The sequence below is a fragment of the Streptomyces sp. ISL-94 genome, from assembly GCF_018614075.1.
In the GTDB taxonomy this organism is placed as follows: Bacteria; Actinomycetota; Actinomycetes; order Streptomycetales; family Streptomycetaceae; genus Streptomyces.
In genome coordinates this window covers 1-21,191 of record NZ_JAGGOZ010000045.1, presented here as the reverse complement: position 1 = coordinate 21,191, position 21,191 = coordinate 1, and the positions used below count along the sequence as shown (strand labels likewise).

20 protein-coding genes, 1 other RNA gene and 1 pseudogene are annotated in these 21,191 nt (G+C 72.8%); 16 read left to right on the top strand and 6 right to left on the bottom strand.

The features are described from left to right. Nucleotides 1-3 precede the first annotated feature (3 nt). The 3 genes from J7E94_RS16455 (at nucleotide 4) to J7E94_RS16445 (ending at nucleotide 3,241) form a co-directional block, all read left to right on the top strand. Nucleotides 4-1,185, top strand: coding sequence for an MFS transporter (locus J7E94_RS16455; RefSeq protein WP_215016167.1), 1,182 nt, complete (start codon nucleotides 4-6; stop codon nucleotides 1,183-1,185). Continuing rightward, entirely contained in the window at nucleotides 1,178-1,945 is a 768-nt protein-coding gene (locus J7E94_RS16450; RefSeq protein WP_215016166.1) for an SDR family NAD(P)-dependent oxidoreductase, read from the top strand. The genes J7E94_RS16455 and J7E94_RS16450 overlap by 8 nt, the downstream gene beginning before the upstream one ends. A gap of 93 nt (nucleotides 1,946-2,038) precedes the next feature. Then, nucleotides 2,039-3,241 (top strand): acyltransferase, encoded by a 1,203-nt coding sequence (locus J7E94_RS16445; protein WP_215016165.1) that lies wholly within the window; start codon nucleotides 2,039-2,041, stop codon nucleotides 3,239-3,241. Here the strand turns inward: J7E94_RS16445 and J7E94_RS16440 are convergent. Next, a complete protein-coding gene (locus J7E94_RS16440) occupies nucleotides 3,187-3,888 on the bottom strand; it encodes a TetR/AcrR family transcriptional regulator (RefSeq protein WP_215016164.1) in 702 nt (233 codons plus the stop codon). The genes J7E94_RS16445 and J7E94_RS16440 overlap by 55 nt on opposite strands. Before the next feature lie 162 nt (nucleotides 3,889-4,050). Here J7E94_RS16440 and J7E94_RS16435 point away from each other — a divergent pair, with 162 nt between their 5' ends. After that, the gene (locus tag J7E94_RS16435) at nucleotides 4,051-5,514 is read left to right on the top strand and encodes an MFS transporter (RefSeq protein ID WP_215016162.1); all 1,464 of its coding nucleotides are present in this window, start codon (nucleotides 4,051-4,053) and stop codon (nucleotides 5,512-5,514) included. A 118-nt stretch (nucleotides 5,515-5,632) separates the two neighbouring features. Here the strand turns inward: J7E94_RS16435 and J7E94_RS16430 are convergent, their stop codons facing one another. Continuing rightward, entirely contained in the window at nucleotides 5,633-5,962 is a 330-nt protein-coding gene (locus J7E94_RS16430) for a hypothetical protein (RefSeq protein WP_215016161.1), read from the bottom strand. Nucleotides 5,963-6,289: 327 nt separating this feature from the next. Between J7E94_RS16430 and J7E94_RS34600 the strand changes: the two are divergent. Both J7E94_RS34600 and J7E94_RS35945 read left to right on the top strand, forming a co-directional pair. Next, nucleotides 6,290-6,916: pseudogene (locus J7E94_RS34600) on the top strand (IS200/IS605 family accessory protein TnpB-related protein); the annotation flags it as partial. A 477-nt stretch (nucleotides 6,917-7,393) separates the two neighbouring features. Beyond that, on the top strand, nucleotides 7,394-7,570 hold the full coding sequence (locus J7E94_RS35945) for a hypothetical protein (RefSeq protein WP_374224452.1): 177 nt from the start codon (nucleotides 7,394-7,396) through the stop codon (nucleotides 7,568-7,570). A gap of 56 nt (nucleotides 7,571-7,626) precedes the next feature. Here J7E94_RS35945 and J7E94_RS16420 read toward each other — a convergent pair whose 3' ends face one another. Then, nucleotides 7,627-7,986 carry a DNA-binding response regulator gene (locus J7E94_RS16420; RefSeq protein WP_251056762.1) on the bottom strand — a complete coding sequence of 120 codons (360 nt, stop codon included), beginning with the start codon at nucleotides 7,984-7,986 and terminating at the stop codon, nucleotides 7,627-7,629. Nucleotides 7,987-8,237: 251 nt separating this feature from the next. Here J7E94_RS16420 and J7E94_RS16415 point away from each other — a divergent pair, with 251 nt between their 5' ends. From J7E94_RS16415 to J7E94_RS16405, 3 genes are read left to right on the top strand one after another with little or no spacing between them, the layout of a single operon-like run. Then, entirely contained in the window at nucleotides 8,238-9,092 is an 855-nt protein-coding gene (locus tag J7E94_RS16415; protein ID WP_215016158.1) for a MaoC/PaaZ C-terminal domain-containing protein, read from the top strand. A 29-nt stretch (nucleotides 9,093-9,121) separates the two neighbouring features. After that, a complete protein-coding gene (locus tag J7E94_RS16410; RefSeq protein ID WP_215016157.1) occupies nucleotides 9,122-10,198 on the top strand; it encodes a Zn-dependent alcohol dehydrogenase in 1,077 nt (358 codons plus the stop codon). Between the two features lie 35 nt (nucleotides 10,199-10,233). Continuing rightward, nucleotides 10,234-11,175, top strand: a complete 942-nt coding sequence (locus tag J7E94_RS16405; RefSeq protein ID WP_215016156.1) for a 3-oxoacyl-ACP reductase — start codon at nucleotides 10,234-10,236, stop codon at nucleotides 11,173-11,175. Here the strand turns inward: J7E94_RS16405 and J7E94_RS16400 are convergent. Further along, nucleotides 11,162-12,355, bottom strand: coding sequence for a hypothetical protein (locus J7E94_RS16400; RefSeq protein WP_215016155.1), 1,194 nt, complete (start codon nucleotides 12,353-12,355; stop codon nucleotides 11,162-11,164). The genes J7E94_RS16405 and J7E94_RS16400 overlap by 14 nt on opposite strands. A gap of 252 nt (nucleotides 12,356-12,607) precedes the next feature. Between J7E94_RS16400 and J7E94_RS16395 the strand changes: the two genes are divergently transcribed. From J7E94_RS16395 to J7E94_RS16380, 4 genes are all read left to right on the top strand, one after another. Further along, nucleotides 12,608-13,465, top strand: coding sequence for a Nif3-like dinuclear metal center hexameric protein (locus J7E94_RS16395; protein ID WP_215016154.1), 858 nt, complete (start codon nucleotides 12,608-12,610; stop codon nucleotides 13,463-13,465). After that, entirely contained in the window at nucleotides 13,462-14,205 is a 744-nt protein-coding gene (locus J7E94_RS16390) for a zinc ribbon domain-containing protein (protein WP_215016219.1), read from the top strand. Before J7E94_RS16395 ends, J7E94_RS16390 begins: the two co-directional genes overlap by 4 nt. Further along, entirely contained in the window at nucleotides 14,205-15,647 is a 1,443-nt protein-coding gene (locus J7E94_RS16385) for a bifunctional RNase H/acid phosphatase (protein ID WP_215016153.1), read from the top strand. The genes J7E94_RS16390 and J7E94_RS16385 overlap by 1 nt, the downstream gene beginning before the upstream one ends. A 320-nt stretch (nucleotides 15,648-15,967) precedes the next feature. Further along, a complete protein-coding gene (locus J7E94_RS16380; RefSeq protein WP_215016152.1) occupies nucleotides 15,968-16,438 on the top strand; it encodes a hypothetical protein in 471 nt (156 codons plus the stop codon). A gap of 38 nt (nucleotides 16,439-16,476) precedes the next feature. On the opposite strand, the gene rnpB is transcribed toward J7E94_RS16380, so the two are convergent. Beyond that, nucleotides 16,477-16,878, bottom strand: an RNA gene (rnpB, locus tag J7E94_RS16375) — RNase P RNA component class A. A 77-nt stretch (nucleotides 16,879-16,955) separates the two neighbouring features. On the opposite strand from rnpB, the gene J7E94_RS16370 reads away from it, so the two are divergent. Together J7E94_RS16370 and J7E94_RS16365 are read left to right on the top strand one after the other, a co-directional pair. After that, nucleotides 16,956-17,690 (top strand): MerR family transcriptional regulator, encoded by a 735-nt coding sequence (locus J7E94_RS16370; protein ID WP_215016150.1) that lies wholly within the window; start codon nucleotides 16,956-16,958, stop codon nucleotides 17,688-17,690. Further along, nucleotides 17,687-18,514 carry a hypothetical protein gene (locus J7E94_RS16365; RefSeq protein WP_215016149.1) on the top strand — a complete coding sequence of 276 codons (828 nt, stop codon included), beginning with the start codon at nucleotides 17,687-17,689 and terminating at the stop codon, nucleotides 18,512-18,514. Before J7E94_RS16370 ends, J7E94_RS16365 begins: the two co-directional genes overlap by 4 nt. Nucleotides 18,515-18,551: 37 nt before the next feature. Here the strand turns inward: J7E94_RS16365 and J7E94_RS16360 are convergent, their stop codons facing one another. After that, a complete protein-coding gene (locus J7E94_RS16360; RefSeq protein WP_215016148.1) occupies nucleotides 18,552-19,994 on the bottom strand; it encodes an RNB domain-containing ribonuclease in 1,443 nt (480 codons plus the stop codon). Between the two features lie 150 nt (nucleotides 19,995-20,144). Between J7E94_RS16360 and yaaA the strand changes: the two genes are divergently transcribed. Beyond that, nucleotides 20,145-20,945: a peroxide stress protein YaaA gene (yaaA, locus tag J7E94_RS16355; RefSeq protein ID WP_215016147.1), complete on the top strand. Its 801-nt coding sequence runs from the start codon at nucleotides 20,145-20,147 to the stop codon at nucleotides 20,943-20,945. Nucleotides 20,946-21,191 lie beyond the last annotated feature (246 nt).

Here is a 21,191-nt window from a genome sequence, read left to right as displayed (position 1 = left end):
CCGATGCCCTTCGCGATCTACGTCCTGGGACTCGGCATCTTCACCATGGTCACCAGCGAGTTCCTGGTGGCCGGGCTGATGCCCCACCTCTCCGGCGACCTCGGGGCCACCATCCCGCAGATCGGCTACCTCGTCTCCGTGTACGCGGCGGCGATGGCCCTCGGCGGGCCGGTCCTCGCGGCCCTCCTGCTGCGTATGAACCAGAAGGGCGCCCTGCTCTGGCTATACGTTGTCTTCCTCGCGGGTCAGGCCCTGGGCGCCCTCTCCGAGAACTACGCTGTGATGCTGGGCGCCCGGCTTGTCACCGGAGCCGCCTCGGGCGCCTTCTTCGGGGTGGCGCTGGCCGTCTGCGTACGGATCAGCGCGCCGGAGGTACGGGGCCGGGCCATCTCCATCGTGCTCGGCGGCCTGATGGTCGGCACCGTGCTCGGGCTGCCGCTCTCGCAGCTCGCCGGTGAACATTACGGCTGGCGCTTCGCGTTCTGGGGCGTCGCCGTGCTGGCCGCCCTCGCCGCCCTGGTGACCTGCTGGGCCGTCCCCTCGCCGGCCGGGGACGCCGCGGCGACCGGGCAGGGCTCCGTACGCGCCGAGCTCGGCTCCTTCCGCAACGCCCGGCTCTGGGCAGCCTTCGCCACCAGCACGCTGACCATCGGGGCGACCTTCGCAGCGTTCTCGTACTTCGTGCCGATCCTCACCGGGGTCAGTGGCTTCGGCGACGGCACCGTCCCGCTGCTCCTGGTCCTCTACGGCGCGGCCACCGTCGTGGGCAACGCCGTGGTGGGGCGGCTTGCCGACCGGTACACGCTGCCCGTGCTCGCCGTGGGCCTCGGCCTCAACACCGTGTTCCTGACCGTGTTCGCGCTCGCCGCCGCCGTACCGGCCGCAGTGGTCGCCGCCATGGTCGGCATCGGCCTCGTCGGCGTGACGATGAACCCTGCCATGGTCACGAGGGTGATGCGCACCGCGAACGACCGGCCGCTGGTCAACACCGTCCACACCTCCTTCATCACCCTCGGCGTGGTCATCGGCTCCTGGGTGGGCGGCATCGGCATCACCCACTTCGGCCTGCGCGCCCCTCTGTGGACGGGCGCCGCCATGGCCGTGCTCGGCCTGGCCACCCTGCTTCCCGAACTGCTGCGCCGGGCCTCTCCGGCCCAGGTACCCGAAAGGCCCGTACATGTCTGAGCCCCCTCTTCAGCCCGGTTCCGCTGAGGACCGCGTCGCCCTCGTCACCGGCGCCAGCCGGGGCATCGGGGCCGAGATCGCCCGCCGCCTGGCCCGCTCCGGGGTCCGCGTCACCCTCACCTACACCCGGGGAGCCGCGGAAGCGGAGCGGGTGGTCGCCGAGATCGAGGCCGCCGGGGGCAGGGCCTTCGCGATCCGGGCCGACGCGGCCACCCACGAGGGCCCGGCCGAGGCCGTCGAGCGTACGGTCGCCCACTTCGGGCGCCTGGACATCGTCGTGAACAACGCCGGATACATGGACACCTCCGGGCTCCCGCTGTCCGACGTGCCCGCCGAGGTCATCGACCGGACCCTGCACGTGAACGTGCGCGGCGCCCTGCTGACCGCCCGGGCCGCCGCCCGGCACCTCCCCGCGGGCGGACGCGTCATCAGCATCGCGTCCTGCCTGGGCGAGCGGGTGCCCGGCCCGGGCATGGTCCCGTACGCGGTGAGCAAGGCCGCACTGCTCGGCCTGACCCGGGGCCTGGCCCGGGAGCTGGGGGAGCGGGGCATCACCGTCAACCAGGTCTCACCCGGCCCGGTCGACACCGACATGAACCCGGCCGAGGGACCGGCCGCCGACTTCCAGCGCTCGCTGACGGCGGTCGGCCGCTACGGCACGCCCGCGGACATCGCCGAGGCCGTGGCCTTCCTCGCCTCGCCCGGGGCGGCCTTCATCACCGGCGCGAACCTGGCCGCCGACGGCGGCACCACCGCATAGCCACGTCCGCACACCGGGGCCGGGCCGTGGAAACGGCCCGGCCCTCCGCACACCCACACCCACACCCACACCCACACCCAAGGACGCTTCGACATGGGCCACAAGCCCACCACCGCCGGGACTTCCCGGCTCCCCTCGCTGACCGGACTGCGCTTCTTCGCCGCCCTCGGCGTCTTCTTCTTCCACACCTCCCTGGCCGGACCACCGGCCCTGACGCCCTTCGGGGGCCGGGCGCAGGAGGTGTGGGGCCGGCTCTGGGCGCAGACCGGATCCATCGGCGTCTCGTTCTTCTTCATCCTCTCCGGCTTCGTCCTGACCTACGCCGCCCGCCCCGGCGACACCAAGCGGGCCTTCTGGCGCCGCCGGGTCGTCAAGCTGTTCCCGAACCACGTGGTGACCTGGGCCCTGGCGATGGTGCTGTTCGCCGCCGCGACCTCCACCTGGAAGCAGTGGCTGCCGAACCTGCTGATGGTGCACGCCTGGTTCCCGCGCCTGGACGTCTACCTGTCGGTGAACCCGCCCAGCTGGTCGCTGGCCTGTGAGCTGTTCTTCTACGCCTGCTTCCCCTTCCTCCACGCCGGCCTGCGCCGGGTGGCCGCCGAACGGCTGTGGGGGACGGCGGTGGCCCTGGTCGCGCTGATCGTCGCCGTGCCCGCGGCGGCGTACGCCCTGCTGCCCGACGGCACCACGCCGAACGGCTTTCCCGTGTCCGCCGAGCAGTTCTGGGCGGTCTACATGTTCCCGCCGGTGCGGACGCTGGAGTTCGCCCTCGGCATCGTGCTGGCGCTGATCGTGCTGTCGGGGCGGTGGACCGGCATCCGCGTGCGCACGGCCGCGGTGCTGACGGCCGCCGCGTGGGTGCTGGCCATGAACGTTCCGTGGCTGTACTCGCACAGCGCGGCCACCGCGCTGCCGCTCGCACTGCTGATCGGCGCGATCTCCGTACGGGACATCCAGGGCACGCCGTCCCGGCTGCACCACCCGGCGCTGATGTGGCTGGGCGAAGTCTCTTTCGCCTTCTACATGGTGCACGGCACGGTGATCACGTACGTGAAGCAACTGCTGGGCATGGAGCGGTCGTTCCCCGTCTGGCCGGGCGCGGGAATCGTACTGGTCTATCTGGTGGTGAGTCTCGCGCTGGCCTGGGCGCTGTACACGTGCGTGGAGAAGCCGGCGATGCGGGCCTGGTCCCGCCCGCGCCGCAGGTCATCTCAGGGCGGCCACGACCGGCAGCCGGCCGGTCAGCTGTCGGACAGTCCGAGCAGGGAGACGATGGCGTCGACCTCGCGGCGGTAGAGCTCCGCCGGGTCGTTCACCTGCTGCGAGAGGTAGCCGAAGACCTCCAGCGCGACCGGCCCGTACATCCGTCCCCAGATCCGCAGGCTCAACGACAGTGCCTGGGGCGGCAGATGGGGGAACTGTGTCCGCGCGGGCTCGGCCAGGGAGGGCTGGAAGTCCTCCCATGCGGTCGTGTCCTCGCGGGCCTCTGCCGGTACGTGGTCCCAGGCGCCGCCGACCACGTCCAGCACGGTCATACAGCCCCGCCGGGCGGCCTTGGAGACCTCCTCGGGCGGTGTGAAGCCGGGCAGGCCGTCGCCGTAGATGAGCCGGAAGGCGGCCGGGTTGTCGATCGACCATGCCCGGAAGGTGTCGCACACCGCGCGCACCCGCCGGGCCGGCTCGTCGGCCGGGAGCGCCGCGAGGGCCGCCTCGTGGGCGTCGGCGAGCTCGTTGTAGGCGTCCGCCGCGAGGGTGGCGATCAGCTGGTCACGGGTGTCGAAATAGCCGTACAAAGCGGCCGCCGTCATGCCCAGTTCGCGGGCGATACCGCGCAGTGTGATGCCCGAAGGCCCGGATTCCGCAAGGCCCTTGAGGGCGGCCTCCTTGATTTCGGCGATCGTCTGCCGGCGCAGTCGCGCCCGGCGGTTGGGCTTCGTGTCCATGTGTCGTCCTTCTGTCGGGGGCCAGAACTATACGACGTTCGGTTGCTAGCGTACTCCTGGTACAGTAAACACTGTTCAGAAATTAAGCATCGTTCAGTATGGTGTCTCAAGTGCGGTGCCCCAGACGCGCCGCCGTACCGGCTTTTCCTACCTGGAGTGCCCATGCCTGCCACGGCACCTGCCCGGAGGGCAGGGTTCACCCTGTTCCTGCTGGCCTTCGCCCAGTTCATCGTCACCGTCGACTACAACATCGTGTACGTGGCACTGCCCGACATCGGCCAGTCCCTCGGCTTCAGCGCCCAGTCCCTCCAGTGGGTCGTCTCGGCGTACGCCGTCTCCTTCGGCGGCCTGCTCCTCTTCGGCGGCCGCGCCGTCGACCGGATCGGCGCGCGCCGGCTCTTCCTCGTCGGACTGAGCCTCTACGCCCTCTCCTCCCTGGCCGGCGGTCTGGCCACCACCCAGAGCCTCCTGATCGCCGCCCGCCTCGTGCAGGGCATCGGCGGGGCCTTCCTCTTCCCGGCCGTCCTCGCCCTCATCGCCACCTCCTTCGAGGGCAAGGCCCGCATCAAGGCCTTCGGCATGTGGGGCATGGCCGGTTCGCTCGGCCTCGCCGCCGGTGCGCTCTTCGGTGGCGTCCTGACCGATCTGGCCTCCTGGCGCTGGGTGTTCTTCATCAACATCCCGTTCGCACTGATCGTCCTGATCCCGGCACCGAAGGTGCTGCGCCCCGACCCGGCGACCGGCGCCTCCGGCGGCTTCGACCTGCGCGGCGCCGTACTTGCCACCGTTGGCATCTCGGCCATCGTCTTCGGCCTGGTCACCGGCCCCGAGGACGGCTGGACGCACCCCACGCCGCTGACCGCCCTCATCCTGGGCACGGTGCTGCTCGTCGCCTTCTTCGTCACCGAGGCCAAGACCCGTGACCCGCTGATGCCGCTGAGGCTGCTGAAGAACCGGCCGCTGGTCGTCGCCATGGCCGTCGTCTTCATCTTCCAGACCGGCCTGTCCGGCGGGTACTACGTCTTCACCACCTACATCCAGCCCGTCCTCGGCTACACGCCGCTGGAGGCCGGCCTCGCCTTCCTGCCGCTGACGCTGGTCTCCATGATCGGAGCCGGCAAGCTCGCGCCGAAGTTCATGGAGCGCTTCGGCATGCGCGGCACCCTGTCCACCGGCATGATCGTCAACGGCGCGGGCATCGCCCTCACCGCCGCCGTCATGACCACCGGCGGCTCCTTCTACGCGATGCTCCCCGGCTCCGTGCTCTGGGGTCTGGGCGGCGGACTCGTCTTCGTCTCCGTCTTCGCCTCCGCCGGCTCCGGAGTGGACCTCACCGAGCAGGGCGTGGCTGGAGCCATGGCCTCCACCGCCCAGCAGGTCGGCGGCGCGGTCGGCCTCGCGGCCCTGGTGGCCGTCGCCAACTCCACCTTCACCGGTACCTACGCCGAGGCCGCCAAGGAGGATGTGGTCTCCGGTCTGCGCATGGCCGGCATCGCCGGCGGTGTCCTGCTGATCCTCGGCGGCCTGCTCGCCCTGGCCCTCAAGAAGCAGCCGCCCGGCGCCGGTCCGGCCGAGCCCGAGGTCCCGGCGGCCCGCCCCGAGCCGGAGGCCGTGGCGGCCCGCTGACCCGGCAGGCCCCCTCGTACCCCGGCCGCCGATGGCACCCCTGCCGGAGGCGGCCGGTCACCGCCCCGCCCCGCCGTTCCCCACCGGACCGGCGGGGCGGGCGCACGTCGTGGGAGGCTCAGGCGTGCCAGACGCCGAACAGTGCCGCGAAGAAACAGACGGCGGCGACCGGTACCACCCAGGGGGCCGTGCCGGACCGCCGCGCGGAACGGGAGAGGCGGGCGAGGGCGCCCGCGTTGAACAGCCCGGCGGCGAGGCAGTAGACCGCCCAGAGCGGCTCGAAGAGCCAGGCGGCCGATTCGAAGTAGAAGCTGTACCCCAGCAGCCAGGTGTCGACCTGGGTGACGGCGAGGAAGAGGTGCACCACCAGGAGCCAGGGCAGGGTCAGGATGACCGAGAGGTGACGCGGAAGCCAGCTCCCCTCACCCAGCCCGGCACCGCCGGCCATGGCCCACAGCGCACAGAGCCGAGGAGTATGACGTAGGTACGGGAAAGCGGCTCGCTCCAGGCCCGTATCGCGGCCTGCCTGATCCGGTGGGGAAAGGTTTCTTTCACGGTCTGCAGGGGTCACCCGGTATCGGGGTTCGCGCCATCGTAGGGGCAAGGACGGGGTGGTGTGCGAATTCCGCACACCACCCCTTCGAATTGCGTTTACCAGAGGATCCGGCGCAGGTTTCTGCGCGAGACGGCCCCAGGTGTTGTAGGCGCCGTTCCTGTACATCCACCCCGGAATCCCGCGGACGTGTCGCCCGAGGTGCGGCCGTGGACGTTCAGGCGCCGCTTCTTCTACGACCTCACCGGGAGCGCGAACCACCGTGACGCCCAGGTACGGCACGCCCTCACCCGGCTGCTGCACTGGGCCAAGACCTGCGGCGTCGCGGCGATCGCGGTCGAGGACCTGGACTTCGGTGCGGAGAAGACCCGCGAGAAGCACGGCCGCAGGCGCCGCTTCCGCCAGTTGATCTCCGGCATGCCCACCGGGAAGCTGCGTGCCCGCCTGACCTCCATGGCCGACCAGACCGGCATCACGATCATCGCCGTCGACCCGGCCTACACTTCAAAATGGGGCGCCCAGCACTGGCAGAAGCCCCTTACCAGCACCACTCGCACCACCACCCGTCACGATGCGGCGAGCATCGCGATCGGCAGGCGCGCCCAAGGGCACCCGATCCGGCGACGGACGGCACCGCCCCACGACGAGAGCGATCGTCGCGGGCATCGGACCGTCCAGGCCGAACCGGGCACCCTTGGGCGTGAGGAACCCCGCCCCCACATCCCCGGACCACGGACACGATCCGTGTCGCCGGACGCGGAGCGAACGCGGCAGACCAGGACATCCAAAACCGTTCGGGATGTCCGCAGCGACCAGGAATGGGTCCAAGACCCACTCCTGCTCACTGATGAGGAACGGTTGCCGTACTCGTCGGTCTCCAGCGCCACGGGCGCCTGGGTGGTGTTCAGCGGGAGCTGGAGGGCCACGTCACCGTGAATGTTCGTCAGCTGGAGCACCGTGGCGCCCGTGGCGTTGGTGGTCGCGGCGAAGTCGCCGGCGGCCGAGCTTACGATGCGGGTGATGCCGCCCCCCTGGGCGCCCTCCACGATCCAGCTCGGGCTGTCGCCGTCCGCCGCGTAGTGGTTGACCTTGGACGCGGTCTGCGTCCACGTATCGGTGGCGTTGCTCTCCACCGTCCAGGAGCGGAAGCGCAGGGACGCGTCGAGCTGCCAGGTCTGGCGCTTGGCACCGATGGTCTGCTGGCGCACCAGATCGTTGTTGTAGTAACCGACGGTGGTGCCCGGAAGGGCCGTCGTGCGCCCGAAGGCGTCGTACGTGTAGCCGCTGTCGGTGATGCGGTCGGCGCTGTCGTAGGTGTGGTTGACGGTGGTGCCGCCCGAGGTCGGGCAGGCCGCTCTGGTGGCGCCGGCCGCGGTGGTTTCCGAGGTGCGGTTGGAGCGGGCGGTGAACCGGACCCGGGCGACTGTCGGCTCCGTGATTCCGCAGTCCGTCGAACCGAATTCTCCATTTCTTCGAACCCTGCTGTATTTCCAGGGCAAATGAAGAGGCGTGGCCGGCCGTCGGGCAAACTCCCGGCACGAAAGACCGGTTGGGTCGGACTAAGGAGCGCCGAGGGCGGGGTCCACCACCGTTTCGCCCATGGATGCGCGGCGGATCGCGTCCGCCAGGTCCTCGATCGGGCCGTCGCGCAGGACCAGGCCCGCCGCGCCCGCCGTCAGGACCGCGGCCGCCAGGCCCGGGTGCGCCGAGCCCGTCAGGACCAGCACCCGGCACTCCGGATCCTCCGCCAGCAGCGCGGGCACGGATCCGGAAGCCTCCACCAGGGCCACCGCCGGGCGGGCCATGACCGAGGACACCACCTCGATGTCCGGCTGGAGGCCGAGCCGCAGGGCGAGGGCGGCGTCGGGCGGGTCCAGCAGGACCCGCAGGGAACGGGTCGGACGGTGGTTCACGGGCATTTCGTCCACCCGCGAAGGCTACGGGCCACGCGCCCCGGACTACGCGCAACACGCCTTGCCGAAAGTTGATCTGACGTGAAGTCAGGAGCCTTCCCAAGTGCTGGGGCGTGCGTTATACATTCCTCACCAGCCGGTTCTAGAACGCGTTCTAGAACCGGACCCGCATACGACCTCGGTGCGGCCGACGGTGCGGACGGCCGCACCGAGGTCTTCCAAGGCCCCCGTTTTCAAAGACAGGGAGCAGCATCCTCATGCCGATCGATGCCGCCAGGGCCCTCGCAGCCGACCCCCGCCAGGGGGACATCGGCTGGGACCACAAGGACATCCAGCTCTACCACCTCGGCCTCGGCGCCGGACTCCCGGCCACCGACCCCGACGAGCTGCGCTACACCCTGGAGTCCCAACTCCACGTCCTCCCCAGCTTCGCGACCGTCGCCGGCGCCGGCATGGCCATGATGGGCGGGCTCGCCGCCCCCGGGATCGAGATCAACCTCGCCAACGTCCTGCACGGCGGCCAGTCCATCGAGCTGCACCGGCCCATTCCCGTCAAGGGCAGCGCCACCTCCACCGCCAAGATCGCCGCCCTCTACGACAAGGGCAAGGCGGCCGTCATCGTGCTGCGCACCGAGGTCGCGGACGCCGACGGGCCGCTGTGGACCAGCGACGCGCAGATCTTCGTACGGGGAGAGGGCGGATTCGGCGGCGACCGCGGCCCCTCCGTCAGGGAGGAACTGCCCGAGCGGGCCCCCGACCGCACCGAGGAGCGGCACATCCGCGAGGACCAGGGGCTCCTCTACCGCCTCTCCGGCGACTGGAACCCCCTGCACGCGGACCCCGAGTTCGCCAAGCTGGCCGGCTTCGACAAGCCGATCCTGCACGGCCTGTGCTCGTACGGGATGACCCTCAAGGCCGTCGTCGACACCGCCCTCGGCGGGGACGTGTCCCGGGTCCGCGCCTACCGCACGCGCTTCGCCGGGATCGTCTTCCCGGGCGAGACGCTGCGCATCCGGATGTGGCAGGAGACCGGCCGCGTCCTGGTGTCGGTGACCGCCGTCGAACGGGACGACGCGCCCGTCCTCGCCGACACCGTCGTCGAACACTCGTAGCATCCACAGACGCCCCAAGGAGCCGCACCGTGCGCGCAGCACTGCAGAGCGAGATCGGCCAGGACAAGCTCGAAGTCGTCGACGACATGGAGGCCGTGGGTTTCGGCCCCGGCAAGGTCAGGATCCGCGTCAAGGCCACCGGCCTGTGCCACTCCGACCTCTCCGCGATGAGCGGCGTACTGCCCCAGCCCGCCCCCTTCATCCCGGGCCACGAGGGCTCCGGCGTGATCACGGACATCGGCGACGGAGTCACCAGCCACGCGATCGGCGACCGGGTCCTCGTCTGCTGGCTGCCGCCGTGCGGCCACTGCCCCTCCTGCAGGCGCGGCCAGGGCCACCTGTGCCTGGAGGCCTTCGGGAACGTCGCCACCCCCAACTTCAAGCGGGCGGGCACCGAGATCTTCGGCTTCGCCGGCACCGGCACCTTCTCCGAGGAGATGGTCGTCCCGGCCGCCTGCGCCATCCCGATCCCCGACGACCTGCCCTTCGACATCGCGGCGCTCATCGGCTGCGGCGTCACCACCGGACTCGGCGCGGCCATCAACACCGCCAAGGTGGAAGCCGGTTCCTCGGTCGCCGTCATCGGCTGCGGCGGCGTCGGCATATCCGTCATCCAGGGCGCCAAGGTCCAGGGCGCGGCGCAGATCATCGCCGTGGACCCGGTGGCCTCGCGGCGCGAGGCGGCGCTGCGGTTCGGCGCCACCGAGGCGGTCTCCCCGGAGGAGTTCGCCGACGCCAAGAACCGGATCACGGCCGGCGAGGGCTTCGACTACGTCTTCGAGGTCGTCGGCAAGTCCGCGACCGCGCACAAGGCGTACGAGATGACGCGGCGCGGCGGCTCGGTCGTCGTGGTCGGCGCCGGCGCCCTCGACGACAACTTCCAGGTCAACATGTTCTCGCTGTTCTTCGACGAGAAGAAGATCCTGCCCTCGATGTACGGGGGCGGGGACGTGCTCCGCTCCTACGAGCGCACCATCGCGCTGTGGCGGGCCGGCCGGATCGACCTGGCGAACCTGATCACCCACCGGGTGCACCTGGCCGAGATCAACGACGCCCTCGACCAGATGCGCACGGGCGTCGCCCTGCGCACCTGCATCGAACTCTGACGCCCCGCCGACCAGCTCCGAGAGGAACCGTACGGATGTCACTGCCACTTGAGGGACTTTCCGCCATCGTCACGGGCGCGGGCCGCGGGCTCGGCCGGGCCGAGGCGATCGAGCTCGCGCGGCTCGGCGCGAGCGTGGTCGTCAACGACTTCGGGCAGCCCGGACGGGACGGCTCCGGGGAGGCCTCGGCCGCGCCGGCCGAGGAGGTGGCCGAGGAGCTCCGCGCCGCGGGCGGCCGGGCGGTCGCGCACCTCGGCGACGTGGCCGACTCCGAGCAGGCGCGCGAGCTGGTCGACCTGGCGGTGAGCAGCTTCGGGAAGCTCGACATCCTGGTCAACAACGCGGGCATCCTGCGCGACCGGATGATCTTCTCCATGTCGGAGGCGGAATGGGACTCGGTGATCCGGGTCCACCTCAAGGGCCACTTCAACACCACCCACTTCGCCTCCGTGCACTGGCGCGAGCGGTCGAAGGCGGCGGGCGGCCCGGTCTACGGCCGGATCGTCAACACCTCCTCCGAGGCCTTCCTGGGCGGCTCGGCCGGCCAGCCGAACTACGCGGCCGCCAAGGGCGGCATCGTGGGCCTGACCACCTCGACCGCCCTGGCCCTGGCGAAGTACGGGGTGACGGCCAACGCCATCTGCCCGCGGGCCCGCACCCGCATGACCGAGGACGTCTTCGCGGGCTTCCAGGTCCCGGAGGAGGGCAAGCTGGACCCGCTGGCTCCCGAGCACGTCTCCCCGCTCGTCGGCTACCTGGCCTCACCCGCCTCGGCCAAGGCCAACGGGCAGCTGTTCGTCGTGCACGGCGGGATCGTGGCCGTGATGGAACGCCCGCGTGTGGCGGCCAAGTTCGACACGGCCAAGGAGGCCTTCTCGTACGAGGAGCTCGACGGGCTCCTGACCCCGCACTACGACTCCCGCCCGGCGAACGAGACCTTCGCCGCGACGGAGGTCCTGGGCCTCAAGCACGACTGAGCGGCGCCTGCTGGAGCGGTACGGGGCGCGGCGCCCGGGCCGGCGGCGGCGGGTCCAGGCGGACCGGCGGGGGAGGGGAGACCGGCAGGGTCAGCCCGACGATCCCGCAGGGGACTTCGGGGGTCGTGTACGGGAGGTGCAGGCGGCCCTCGGGGCTCCACAGGCCCGCACCGCCGAGCCAGCCCGCGGGTGCGGGAAGCCGGAAGACGTGCCGGTCGGCGGGGCGCCACAGGACGATACCGCCGTCGGCCGACCGGAACGCGACCCCGCAGGTCTCCGGCATCAGGGCCTGGCCCGGCTGGACGGCGAACGGGGTCGCGTCCTCCAGCCGCAGGCACTCCGGGAAGCGGACCGGCAGGGAGCTGCCCAACACGCCCCATCCCAGGCGCGATTCCCCGGGCGCGTCGGAGCGGAGCAGCAGCAGACCGCTGTCCGGGTCGGCCAGGAGGAGCCGGTCGTCGCTGTCCTCGGCGATCTGGAGCAGCGGGGAGACCTCGCCGCCGCGTCCGAGGTCCACGGCGACGGCCTTGGTGATGCCGTCCAGTTCCCGGTCCAGGGCCAGCATCCGGCCCGTGCGGTCCAGCCAGACGCCGCCGGAGCAGCGGCCCGGGATCCGGGCGACCGGCCCGAAAGCTCCCCCGGCCACCTGCCAGACGGTCGTCGCGGTATCCCCCACGGCCAGGGCGAAGGCGCCGCGTCCGTCCGGGGACGGCGGCAGCAGGCGGACCCGCGGCTCCTTCCCGGCCCCGTCCTTCCCGGCTCCGTCCTTCCCGGCCCCGTCCTTCCCGGCTCCGTCCTTCCCGGCCCCCTCCTTCCCGGCTCCGTCCTCCCCGGCCCCGTCCTTCCCGGCGCCCTCCGGCGCCGCCACCGAGCCCAGCGGGAGCTCACCGGTGCGCGGCCCGGCCGCGGCGCCGCCCGTCGGGTACAGCAGCGCGAAGGCGTGCCGGTCCGCCACCCGCCGGTGGATCAGCACCCGCCCGTCGGCCAGCGGCAGCACCTCGCTGTCGGCCTCCTCGGGCTGCGCGAGCGGCAGCGGCACCGCGTACGGCTCGGGGCCGGCCAGGGTCCAGCGCTCCGCGAAGCGCAACTCTCCTTCCCCGGCGAGCCGGGCGGCGTACGACCCGTCCGCGGCGATCGTGAACGGGGCCGTGGTCGTCATCTTGATGGCACAGACAGTCATCCGGCCGTCACCTCCGGGGCGAAGCTAGTTTTCGCACTTCGAGCCGAACAAGACCCCCCAGCACGCTTCACACGTACGGGTGTCCACCTCCCGATTCGCCTGTGGGGGAGGTGGCGGTTGTGCTGTGCGAGACTTCCGCCCCGGCCCCGGCGCGCCCTTCGTCCGGGCCCGGCGTCCGGCTTCCCCCGGCTCTCCCGACAGGAGCCCGGTTCTCCTGGCGGGGACGGCCGCCACGGACGGTAGCCTTGGCCCGTGCCCCGTCTCTCTGAAGTCATCGCCGCGCTGGACGCTCTCTGGCCCCCCTCGCGGGCCGAGCAGTGGGATGCCGTCGGAACCGTCTGCGGCGACCCCGACGCCGAGGTCTCCCGGGTCCTGTTCGCCGTGGACCCCGTCCAGGAGATCGCCGACGAGGCGGTGAAGCTGGGCGCCGACCTGATCGTCACCCACCACCCCCTCTATCTCCGCGGCACCACCACCGTCGAGGCGGGCACCTTCAAGGGCCGCGTCGTGCACACGCTGATCAAGAACGACATCGCGCTGCACGTGGCCCACACCAACGCCGACACCGCCGACCCCGGAGTCTCCGACGCCCTCGCCGGCGCCCTCGACCTGCGGATCACCGGCCCGCTGGTGCCCGACCCCACCGACCCGGAGGGCCGCCGCGGCCTCGGCCGGATCTGCGTGCTGGACCACCCCGAGACCCTGCGCGAATTCGCCGCCCGCGCCGCCGCCCGGCTGCCGCAGACCGCGCAGGGCATCCGCGTGGCGGGCGACCCGGACGCGGTCATCCGTACCGTCGCCGTCAGCGGCGGCTCCGGCGACAGCCTCTTCGACCAGGTCAGGGCCGCCGGCGTGGACGCCTTCCTGACCGCCGACCTGCGCCACCACCCGGTGTCCGAGGCCCGCGAGCAGAGCCCGCTGGCCCTCGTCGACGCCGCGCACTGGGCCACCGAGTGGCCCTGGTGCGAGCAGGCCGCCGCGCAGCTCGACGCGATCTCCGAGCGCCACGGCTGGGGTCTGCGGACCTACGTCTCGCGCACGGTCACCGACCCGTGGACGGCCCACGCGCCGTCCGTCACACCCCCTTCTACCTCTGGAGCCCCCAACTGAACGCCGAGCCCGCCGACCAGATCCGACTTCTCGACATCCAGGCCCTGGACGTCCGGCTGTCTCAGCTCGTCTACAAGCGCGAGTCACTGCCCGAGCACGCCGAGGTCGACTCCCTGGCCAAGGACCTGTCGCAGCAGCGCGACCTGCTCGTTGCGGCCCAGACGCAGGCGAGCGACGCCGCCCGCGAACAGACCAAGGCGGAGCAGGACGTGGACCAGGTGCGCCAGCGCGCCACCCGCGACCAGCAGCGGCTCGACTCCGGCGTCGGCATCTCGGCCCGGGACGTGGCGAACCTCCAGAGCGAGGTCGTCTCCCTCGCCAAGCGGCAGGGCGACCTGGAGGACATCGTCCTCGAGGTCATGGAGCGCCTGGAGGCCGCGCAGGAGCGCGTCACCGAGCTCACCGACCGCGTCGCCGCCCTGGAGGGCAAGCTGACGGACGCCACCGCGCGCCGCGACGCCGCCACCGGCGAGATCGACGCCGAGGCCGCCAAGATCGCCAAGGACCGCGAGGTCATCGTCGCGTCGGTGCCGGCCGACCTGATGGCGCTGTACGAGAAGATCCGCGTCAAGCAGGGCGGGGTCGGCGCCGCGCGCCTGTACCAGCGCCGCTGTGAGGGCTGCCGCCTGGAGCTCGACATGGCCGAGGTCAACGAGATCAAGGCCACGCCCCGCGACCAGGTCGTCCGGCACGACAACTGCGGCCGCATCCTGGTGCGTACGGCGGACTCGGGCATCTGATGCAGAGGTTTGTCGGGTTCGTCGTGGAGGCGGACGGCGGTTCCCGGGGCAACCCGGGGCCCGCCGGCTACGGCGCGGTGGTCCTCGACCCGGCGACGGGCGAGACGCTGGCCGAGCGCGCCGAGTACATCGGCGTCGCGACGAACAACGTGGCGGAGTACAAAGGCCTGATCGCCGGCCTCAAGGCCGCCCGGGACCTGGCCCCGGACGCGCGCGTCCAGGTCCGGATGGACTCCAAACTGGTCGTCGAGCAGATGTCGGGCCGCTGGAAGATCAAGCACCCGGACATGAAGCCGCTGGCGGCGGAGGCGGCCCGGATCCTGCCCGCCTCGCAGGTGACGTACGAGTGGATCCCGCGTGAGCGGAACAAGCACGCGGACCGGCTCGCCAACGAGGCGATGGACGCGGGCAAGCGCGGCCGGCAGTGGGAGCCGTCAAACTCCACGGCCGCCCTGGACACCTCGGCGGCCCGCGCCCTGGCCGCCCCGCCGTCGGGCCCTCCGGGGGACGCGGCGAAGGGCGCCGCGGCCGTACGCGCCGCCCTCGCCGCCGACACGGCCACGCGAACCGGCGGCCTGCTCGCGGAAACGGAAACGGAAGCGGAAGCGGAAGCGGAAGCGGAAGCCGGCGCCCGCCCTTCTTCCCGTACGCCGTCCCGTGCACCGGAAGCCGCGGAGGCGGGGGCCGACACCCTGTTCGCGGAGCCCGACCCCGCCGCGGCGGGATCCATCCCGTCCCCGGCGCCCGAGCCGGGCCAGGCCGTTCCCGCCCAGACGGCCACACCCCCCGCGGGCGGCCAGGGCTGGGGCCCCGACATGGGGACCCCCGCCACCTTCGTGCTGCTGCGGCACGGGGAGACCGCCCTCACCCCGCAGAAGCGCTTCTCCGGCAGCGGCGGCTCCGACCCCGAGCTGTCCCCGGCCGGCCGCCGCCAGGCGTCCGCGGTCGCCGAGGCGCTGGCCGCCCGCGGCACGATCCAGACGGTCATCAGCTCCCCGCTGCGCCGCTGCCGCGAGACCGCCCAGGCCGTCGCCGACCGCCTCGGCCTCACGGTCACGGTCGAAGAGGGCCTGCGCGAGGTGGACTTCGGCGCCTGGGAGGGGCTGACCTTCGGCGAGGTGCGGGAGCGCTTCCCGGACGACCTCCAGGCCTGGCTGGACTCCCCGAAGGCCGCCCCCACCGGCGGCGGCGAGAGCTTCACGGCCGCCACCCGCCGGATCTCCGCCACCCGCGACCGCCTGCTGGCCGCCCACGCGGGCCGCACGGTCCTCCTGGTCACCCACGTGACGCCGGTGAAGATCCTGGTCCGCCTGGCCCTGGGCGCCCCGCCGGAGTCCCTGTTCCGCATGGAACTCTCCGCGGCCTCCCTCTCGGCGGTGGCCTACTACGCGGACGGCAACGCCTCGGTCCGCCTCCTGAACGACACGTCCCACCTGCGATAGCCCTGGCCGGGCCGGGGCGGTGGCTCGCCTCGGCCCGGTTCCCGCGCGGCTCGGTCCTGCGATCCCCGTCTCACTCCGCGTACACCGCGTGGCAGGTTTTGCCGTCGTGTGTACCTTGAGCGCGCTCGTGCTCCGCGTCGCGGCGCATGACGATCGCTCAGGGCGCCGCCGCCGCGCCCGAACGGGAGGGGACACCACCTATGAAGAAGACCACCGCTCTGGCCGTGGCCGCCGCGTTTTTCCTATCGCTGACGGCGTGCTCGGGCTCCGGCAAGCCAGGGCCGACGTCCAGCACGTCCAAGGCGGCAGAACCCGCGCCCGTGAGCTCCCCGTCGCCGACCGCCACGCCCGCGTCGGGGCCGATGGCCCTCGGTGACACCTTCACCTTCGACGGCACCGTACCGGGCCAGGGAGAGGTCGGCGTCAGCGTCGCAGCGCTGTCCTACACCCAGCCCGTCACCGCCGACTCGAAGCCCTCGGAGGTCGGAGCCGGCAGTCCCGGTGACGAATGGGCCCAGCTCGAAGTGAAGATCTGCTCGGTGAAGGGAAACATCCAGCCCAGCGACCGGGTGTGGCAGCTCGCGATGGCCGACGGGGCCCGTGCCACGTCCGCCTACGCCCCCCAGACGCTTCCCGGCCCGGCGTTCCCCATGGACGCCAAGCTCGGAGCGGGGGACTGCCTGCGGGGGAAGATCGCGTTCGCCGTGGCCAAGGGCCAGCGGCCCCAGACGGCGGTCTACGCTCCGGATTCGCTCCCCGCGCCGCAGAAGTGGGCCATCCCGGCGCAGTAGCGGGGATCGGCTCTCCACCCCGAACGGAGTGGAGGCGGCAGACGAGCCGGCCTGTACGCCGGGTTCTGTCACCCGGTGACCTCGCGGTCGCCGGGGAGACGGCCATCCATCTAGGACCGGCGTTGCCGCCGGCCTCGTGCGGTCTACCCGCGAACTCGGGCGGGCAGCCCTCAAGCGTTCGCGCAGATCCGTCCGGGGACGGATCCTCTTGACCTTGCTCCGGGTGGGGTTTACCTAGCCGCCTGAGTCACCTCAGGCGCTGGTGGTCTCTTACACCACCGTTTCACCCTTACCGAGGGCCAAGGCCCCCGGCGGTCTGTTTTCTGTGGCACTGTCCCGCGGGTTACCCCGGGTGGGCGTTACCCACCACCCTGCCCTGTGGAGCCCGGACGTTCCTCGGCGGGATCCGAGGATCCCGACGCGGCCGTCCGGCCGACTCGTCTGCCGTGGTGGACATGTTACCCGTGGCGATGCCCTCGCTTGACCTTGACGCAGCGACAGGGTTTCTACTGGGCCCATGCGGATCGGAGAGATCGCCGCGCTCGTCGGGGTCACAGCCCGGGCGATCCGGCACTACCACCATGTCGGGCTGCTCCCGGAGCCCGAGCGGCGCCCCAACGGCTACCGGGCCTACAGCGTCCGCGATGCCGTGCTGCTGGCGCGCGTACGGCGGCTCACCGAGCTCGGGCTCAGCCTCGACGAGGTGCGCGACGCCCTCGCGGACGACGCCGGGCGCGAACTGGCCGACGTACTGGAAGAGCTCGACGCCGACCTGGCCCGCCAGGAGGCCGGGATCGCCGAGCGCCGCCGGCGGCTCGCCGTCCTGCGGGCCGCGCCGCCCGGCGAGACCGAGCCGGTCTCGCCGGCGCTCGCCGCACTGCTCGCCAAGGCACCGCCGACCGCATCGCCGAGTGCCGCGATGGACCGCGAGCACCTGACGCTGGTCGACGGCTCGGGCCCCGGCGGGCAGCGGCTCTACGCCGCGCTCGGGCCGCTGGCCGCCGATCCGGCCCTGCTCGCGCTGTACGAGCGGCTCGACGAGCTGGCCGCCGCCCCCGCCGACGACCCGCGGATCCCGGTGCTGGCCGCCGAGCTGGTGGCCGCCGTCCCCGATGAGGTGTTCGCGGCGGTCCCCGCCGAGGGCGCGGTCGCGGCCGGGTTCAAGGAGGCGCTGCTCGCCGAGTACGCCCCCGCGCAGGCGGAAGTCGTACGCCGGGTCATGGAGGCGTTCATGGAAAGGGGCCGGGGATGAGCGGGGTGCGGGTGGCGCGCATGGCCGCCGTCGCCGTCGTACCCGGGGAACTGGCGGTGGCCTGCTGCCTGGTCGCCGGGGTGCGGCTCCCCGCGTGGGCGGTGGCGGCATCCGAGGTCCTGGTGCTCGCCGTGCTGCTGCTGGAGGCCCGGGTGCTGCGCGCGCTGTACGTCGCCGCCCGGGCCCGCGGAGCGAAGCCGCGGGAGGCCTGGTGGGCGGCCGTACACACGGTCGTCCCGGTCCAGGTGCGGCGGCTGATGCGGCACGAGCTGCGCGCCACCGCCTCCCTCGGCTGGTGGGTGCTGCGGCGCAAGCACGGGGTCCGGGCCGGGGACCTCGCCGCCGGATACACCGGACCGCAGACGGCCCTCATGTACGGAATGCTCTTCGTGTCGGTGGTCGAGACGGTCGCCCTGGCCTTCCTCGTCCCCTGGCCCGCGGTCCACCGGGTGGTGCTCGTGCTCGACCTCTACGGGATCCTGCTCGTACTCGCGCTGCACGCCGCCTGCGTCACCCGGCCGCACGTGGTCCGCCCCGACGGCTCCCTGCGGATCCGCTACGGGGCCCTCTTCGACCTCGTCGTGCCGCCGGATGCGGTGGCCTCGGTCCGCGTCGACCGCCGCTACCCCGAGGGCCGGCTGGTCACCGTCTCCGAGGACGGGGTGCTCGACCTGATCGTGGGCAGCCAGACCACGGTGACCCTGGAGCTGGCCCGCCCGCTTCCCTTCACCCGCCCGCTCGGGGCCCGGGGAGAGGCGCGGACCATCCGCTTCCATGCCGACGACCCGCGCGCGCTGGTCGGCGCCCTGCGCCGGCCGGCCTGAGAACGGCCGGGCCGAAGATCCGTACCGGGCCACCGGCTCACACCGTGGCGAACAGCACCTTCGCCGTGCCCGGGTCCGCCTGTGTCAGCCGGACCCGGATGCGGCCGCCCAGCGGCAGCTCCTGCAGCGCGGACTCGACCCGGCCGACCACCGCCGGGTCCTCCAGGTGGACCGTGCCCACCAGCGGCTCCCGGTCCTTGACGTCGACGACCGTGGCCTCGAAGGTCTCCCCGACGCGGTCCTGGAGCACGGCCGCCTCGACGAGGTCCACGGACTCCCGCTCGGCCGTGTTGGCCAGCCGGGTGCCGCCCGCCATCTCCTGCGGGAGCGCCGCCAGCGCCGCCACCGCCCACTCGGGGGGCTCGCTCCCGGCGACGGCCGCCACGCACAGCTCGCCGGTGTACCGGTCGACGAGCCTGCGCAGCGGAGCGGTCGTGTGCGCGTACGGGGCCGCCACCGCGGAGTGGATCGCCGGGTCGGGGCGCTCGCCGCCGGTGAAGACGGTGTAGCCGGCGCCGCGCAGCAGGGCCGTGCACTCCTGGAGGAAGGCGGCGTGGGCGGGGCGCTGCGGGTCGAGGGAGCGCACGAGTTCGGCGTACGGGACGTGGTGCGGCCAGTCGATCCGCAGGGCCTTCGCGGTCCGGCGCAGCTTGCCGACGGCGCCGTCGGGGGCGGTGGGGAGGGTGCGCAGGATGCCGGTCCCGGCGGCCAGCATCAGGTCGGCCGCGGCCATGCCGGTCATGAGGGAGATCTGGGCGTTCCAGCCGTCGGCGGGCAGCGGGGCGCGGTAGCCGAGGGAGTAGGTGCCGTCGTGCGCGACGACCACCTGCTCGGGCACGTTCAGCGAGATGCCGCCGCGTTCCACTTCGAGGGCCTCGCGGAGCCGGCCGATGTCCTTGAGGAGGGCGAGGGGCTCCTCCGCGGTGCCGGTGTCGATGGCCTTCTGGACGCCCTCGTAGTCGAGCTTGGCCCGGCTGCGGACCAGGGCGCGGCGCACTTCGGTGGTCTCGACCCGGCCTTCGGCGTCGAGGTCGAGCCGCCACAGCAGCGCGGGGCGGGTCTGGTCCGGCAGCAGGCTGGCCGCGCCCTCCGAGAGCACGGCCGGGTGCAGCGGGACCTTCCCGTCGGGGAAGTAGAGGGTGGTGACGCGGCGGTGGGCCTCCGCGTCGAGGGGGCCGCCGGGGGTGACGAAGGCGGCGACGTCGGCGATGGCGTAGTGGATGCGGTAGCCGCCGGAGGATCGTTTCGCCAGGTGCATGGCCTGGTCGAGGTCGACGGAGGTGGGGGGATCCACGGTGAAGAAGGGGAGGTCGGTGGCGTCGGCCTCGGGCAGGCGGGGCGCCCCGGCGGCACGCTCGGCCTCGGCGAGCACCTCGGCCGGGAACTCCTCCGGCACGTCCAGCTTCGTCCGCAGTACACGCAGCGCGGCCCGCAGGGCAGCCCCGTCTGCGCCGGTCATGTGCATGTGACGGCGTGGCATGGATCCGAGCGTAGGCCCTGGCCGCGCGATGTGCGCGGTTCGGGCGGTTCGGCCGGTTCGGCTCGTGGGGCCGGGCAGGATCCGCGGGCCGTCTACCCTGGCTCGGGGGCCCGCATCCCCCGCGCCGTGTCGTATTGAAGGAGAACCACCGTGCTCGTGCTGCTGCCGCCGTCCGAAGGAAAGGCCGCCGGCGGCTCCGGCGCACCCCTGAAGCCGGAGGCGCTGTCGCTGCCCGGCCTGGCCGCGGCGCGCGCGGCGGTCCTGGACGAGCTGGTCGAGCTGTGCGCGGCGGACGAGCTCAAGGCGCGCGAGGTGCTCGGCCTGAGCGAGGGGCTGCGGGGCGAGGTCGCGAAGAACGTGGAGCTGCGCTCGGCGGTGGCCCGGCCGGCGGGGGAGATCTACACCGGGGTGCTGTACGACGCCCTGGGCCTCGCCGACCTGACGCCGGCGGCGCGCGCGGCCGCCGAGGACGCGCTGCTGGTCTTCTCGGGGCTGTGGGGTGCGGTGCGGATCACCGACCGGATCCCGTCGTACCGCTGCTCGATGGGCGTGAAACTGCCGGGGCTGGGGGCGCTCGGGGCGTACTGGCGGGGGCCGATGGCCTCGGTCATGCCGGAGGCGGCGGGGGAGGGGCTGGTCCTGGACCTGCGGTCGTCGGCGTACGCGTCGGCGTGGAAGCCGAAGGGGGAGGTGGCGGGGCGGACGGCTACGGTGCGGGTGCTGCACGCGCAGGTGGTGGACGGGGTGGAGAAGCGGTCGGTGGTGAGCCACTTCAACAAGGCGACCAAGGGGCGGCTGGTCCGGGACCTGCTGCTCGCGGGGGCGGCCCCCGCGTCCCCGGCGGAGCTGGTGACGGCCCTGCGGGACCTGTCGTACGCGGTCGAGGCCGAGGCTCCGGCGAAGCCGGGCAAGCCGTGGTCCCTCGACGTGGTGGTCACCCAGATCCACTGACCCACCGCCGCAATCCCCGGCGCGGCTCGGCTGGGCCCCTCCGCCTGCGGCGCCGCTGCGGGGGCGCTGCCCCCGAGCCCCCGCGCCTCAAACGCCGGCGGGGCTGAAATTGCCCTGCCCTCGCCTCAAACGCCGACGGGGCTGGGATGGGTGGCGGGCTGTGTGGGCCTGTGGGGTCCGGGTTGGCTGGGTGCCTGCTTTCTGCGGCGCCGTTGCGGGGGCGCTGCCCCCGGGCCCCCGGGCCCC

What these genes read in the sequence shown, in the direction of transcription:
- J7E94_RS16370 (WP_215016150.1), top strand. Translation starts at nt 16,956, where the DNA reads ATGCGGATCGGAGAGATCGCCGCGCTCGTCGGGGTCACAGCCCGGGCG.
- J7E94_RS16445 (WP_215016165.1), top strand. Translation starts at nt 2,039, where the DNA reads ATGGGCCACAAGCCCACCACCGCCGGGACTTCCCGGCTCCCCTCGCTG.
- J7E94_RS16400 (WP_215016155.1), bottom strand. Translation starts at nt 12,355, where the DNA reads ATGACTGTCTGTGCCATCAAGATGACGACCACGGCCCCGTTCACGATC.
- J7E94_RS16420 (WP_251056762.1), bottom strand. Translation starts at nt 7,986, where the DNA reads ATGCCCGTGAACCACCGTCCGACCCGTTCCCTGCGGGTCCTGCTGGAC.
- J7E94_RS16360 (WP_215016148.1), bottom strand. Translation starts at nt 19,994, where the DNA reads ATGCCACGCCGTCACATGCACATGACCGGCGCAGACGGGGCTGCCCTG.
- J7E94_RS16415 (WP_215016158.1), top strand. Translation starts at nt 8,238, where the DNA reads ATGCCGATCGATGCCGCCAGGGCCCTCGCAGCCGACCCCCGCCAGGGG.
- J7E94_RS16405 (WP_215016156.1), top strand. Translation starts at nt 10,234, where the DNA reads ATGTCACTGCCACTTGAGGGACTTTCCGCCATCGTCACGGGCGCGGGC.
- J7E94_RS16450 (WP_215016166.1), top strand. Translation starts at nt 1,178, where the DNA reads ATGTCTGAGCCCCCTCTTCAGCCCGGTTCCGCTGAGGACCGCGTCGCC.
- J7E94_RS16440 (WP_215016164.1), bottom strand. Translation starts at nt 3,888, where the DNA reads ATGGACACGAAGCCCAACCGCCGGGCGCGACTGCGCCGGCAGACGATC.
- J7E94_RS16365 (WP_215016149.1), top strand. Translation starts at nt 17,687, where the DNA reads ATGAGCGGGGTGCGGGTGGCGCGCATGGCCGCCGTCGCCGTCGTACCC.
- J7E94_RS16430 (WP_215016161.1), bottom strand. Translation starts at nt 5,962, where the DNA reads ATGGCCGGCGGTGCCGGGCTGGGTGAGGGGAGCTGGCTTCCGCGTCAC.
- J7E94_RS16385 (WP_215016153.1), top strand. Translation starts at nt 14,205, where the DNA reads ATGCAGAGGTTTGTCGGGTTCGTCGTGGAGGCGGACGGCGGTTCCCGG.
- J7E94_RS16435 (WP_215016162.1), top strand. Translation starts at nt 4,051, where the DNA reads ATGCCTGCCACGGCACCTGCCCGGAGGGCAGGGTTCACCCTGTTCCTG.
- J7E94_RS16455 (WP_215016167.1), top strand. Translation starts at nt 4, where the DNA reads ATGCCCTTCGCGATCTACGTCCTGGGACTCGGCATCTTCACCATGGTC.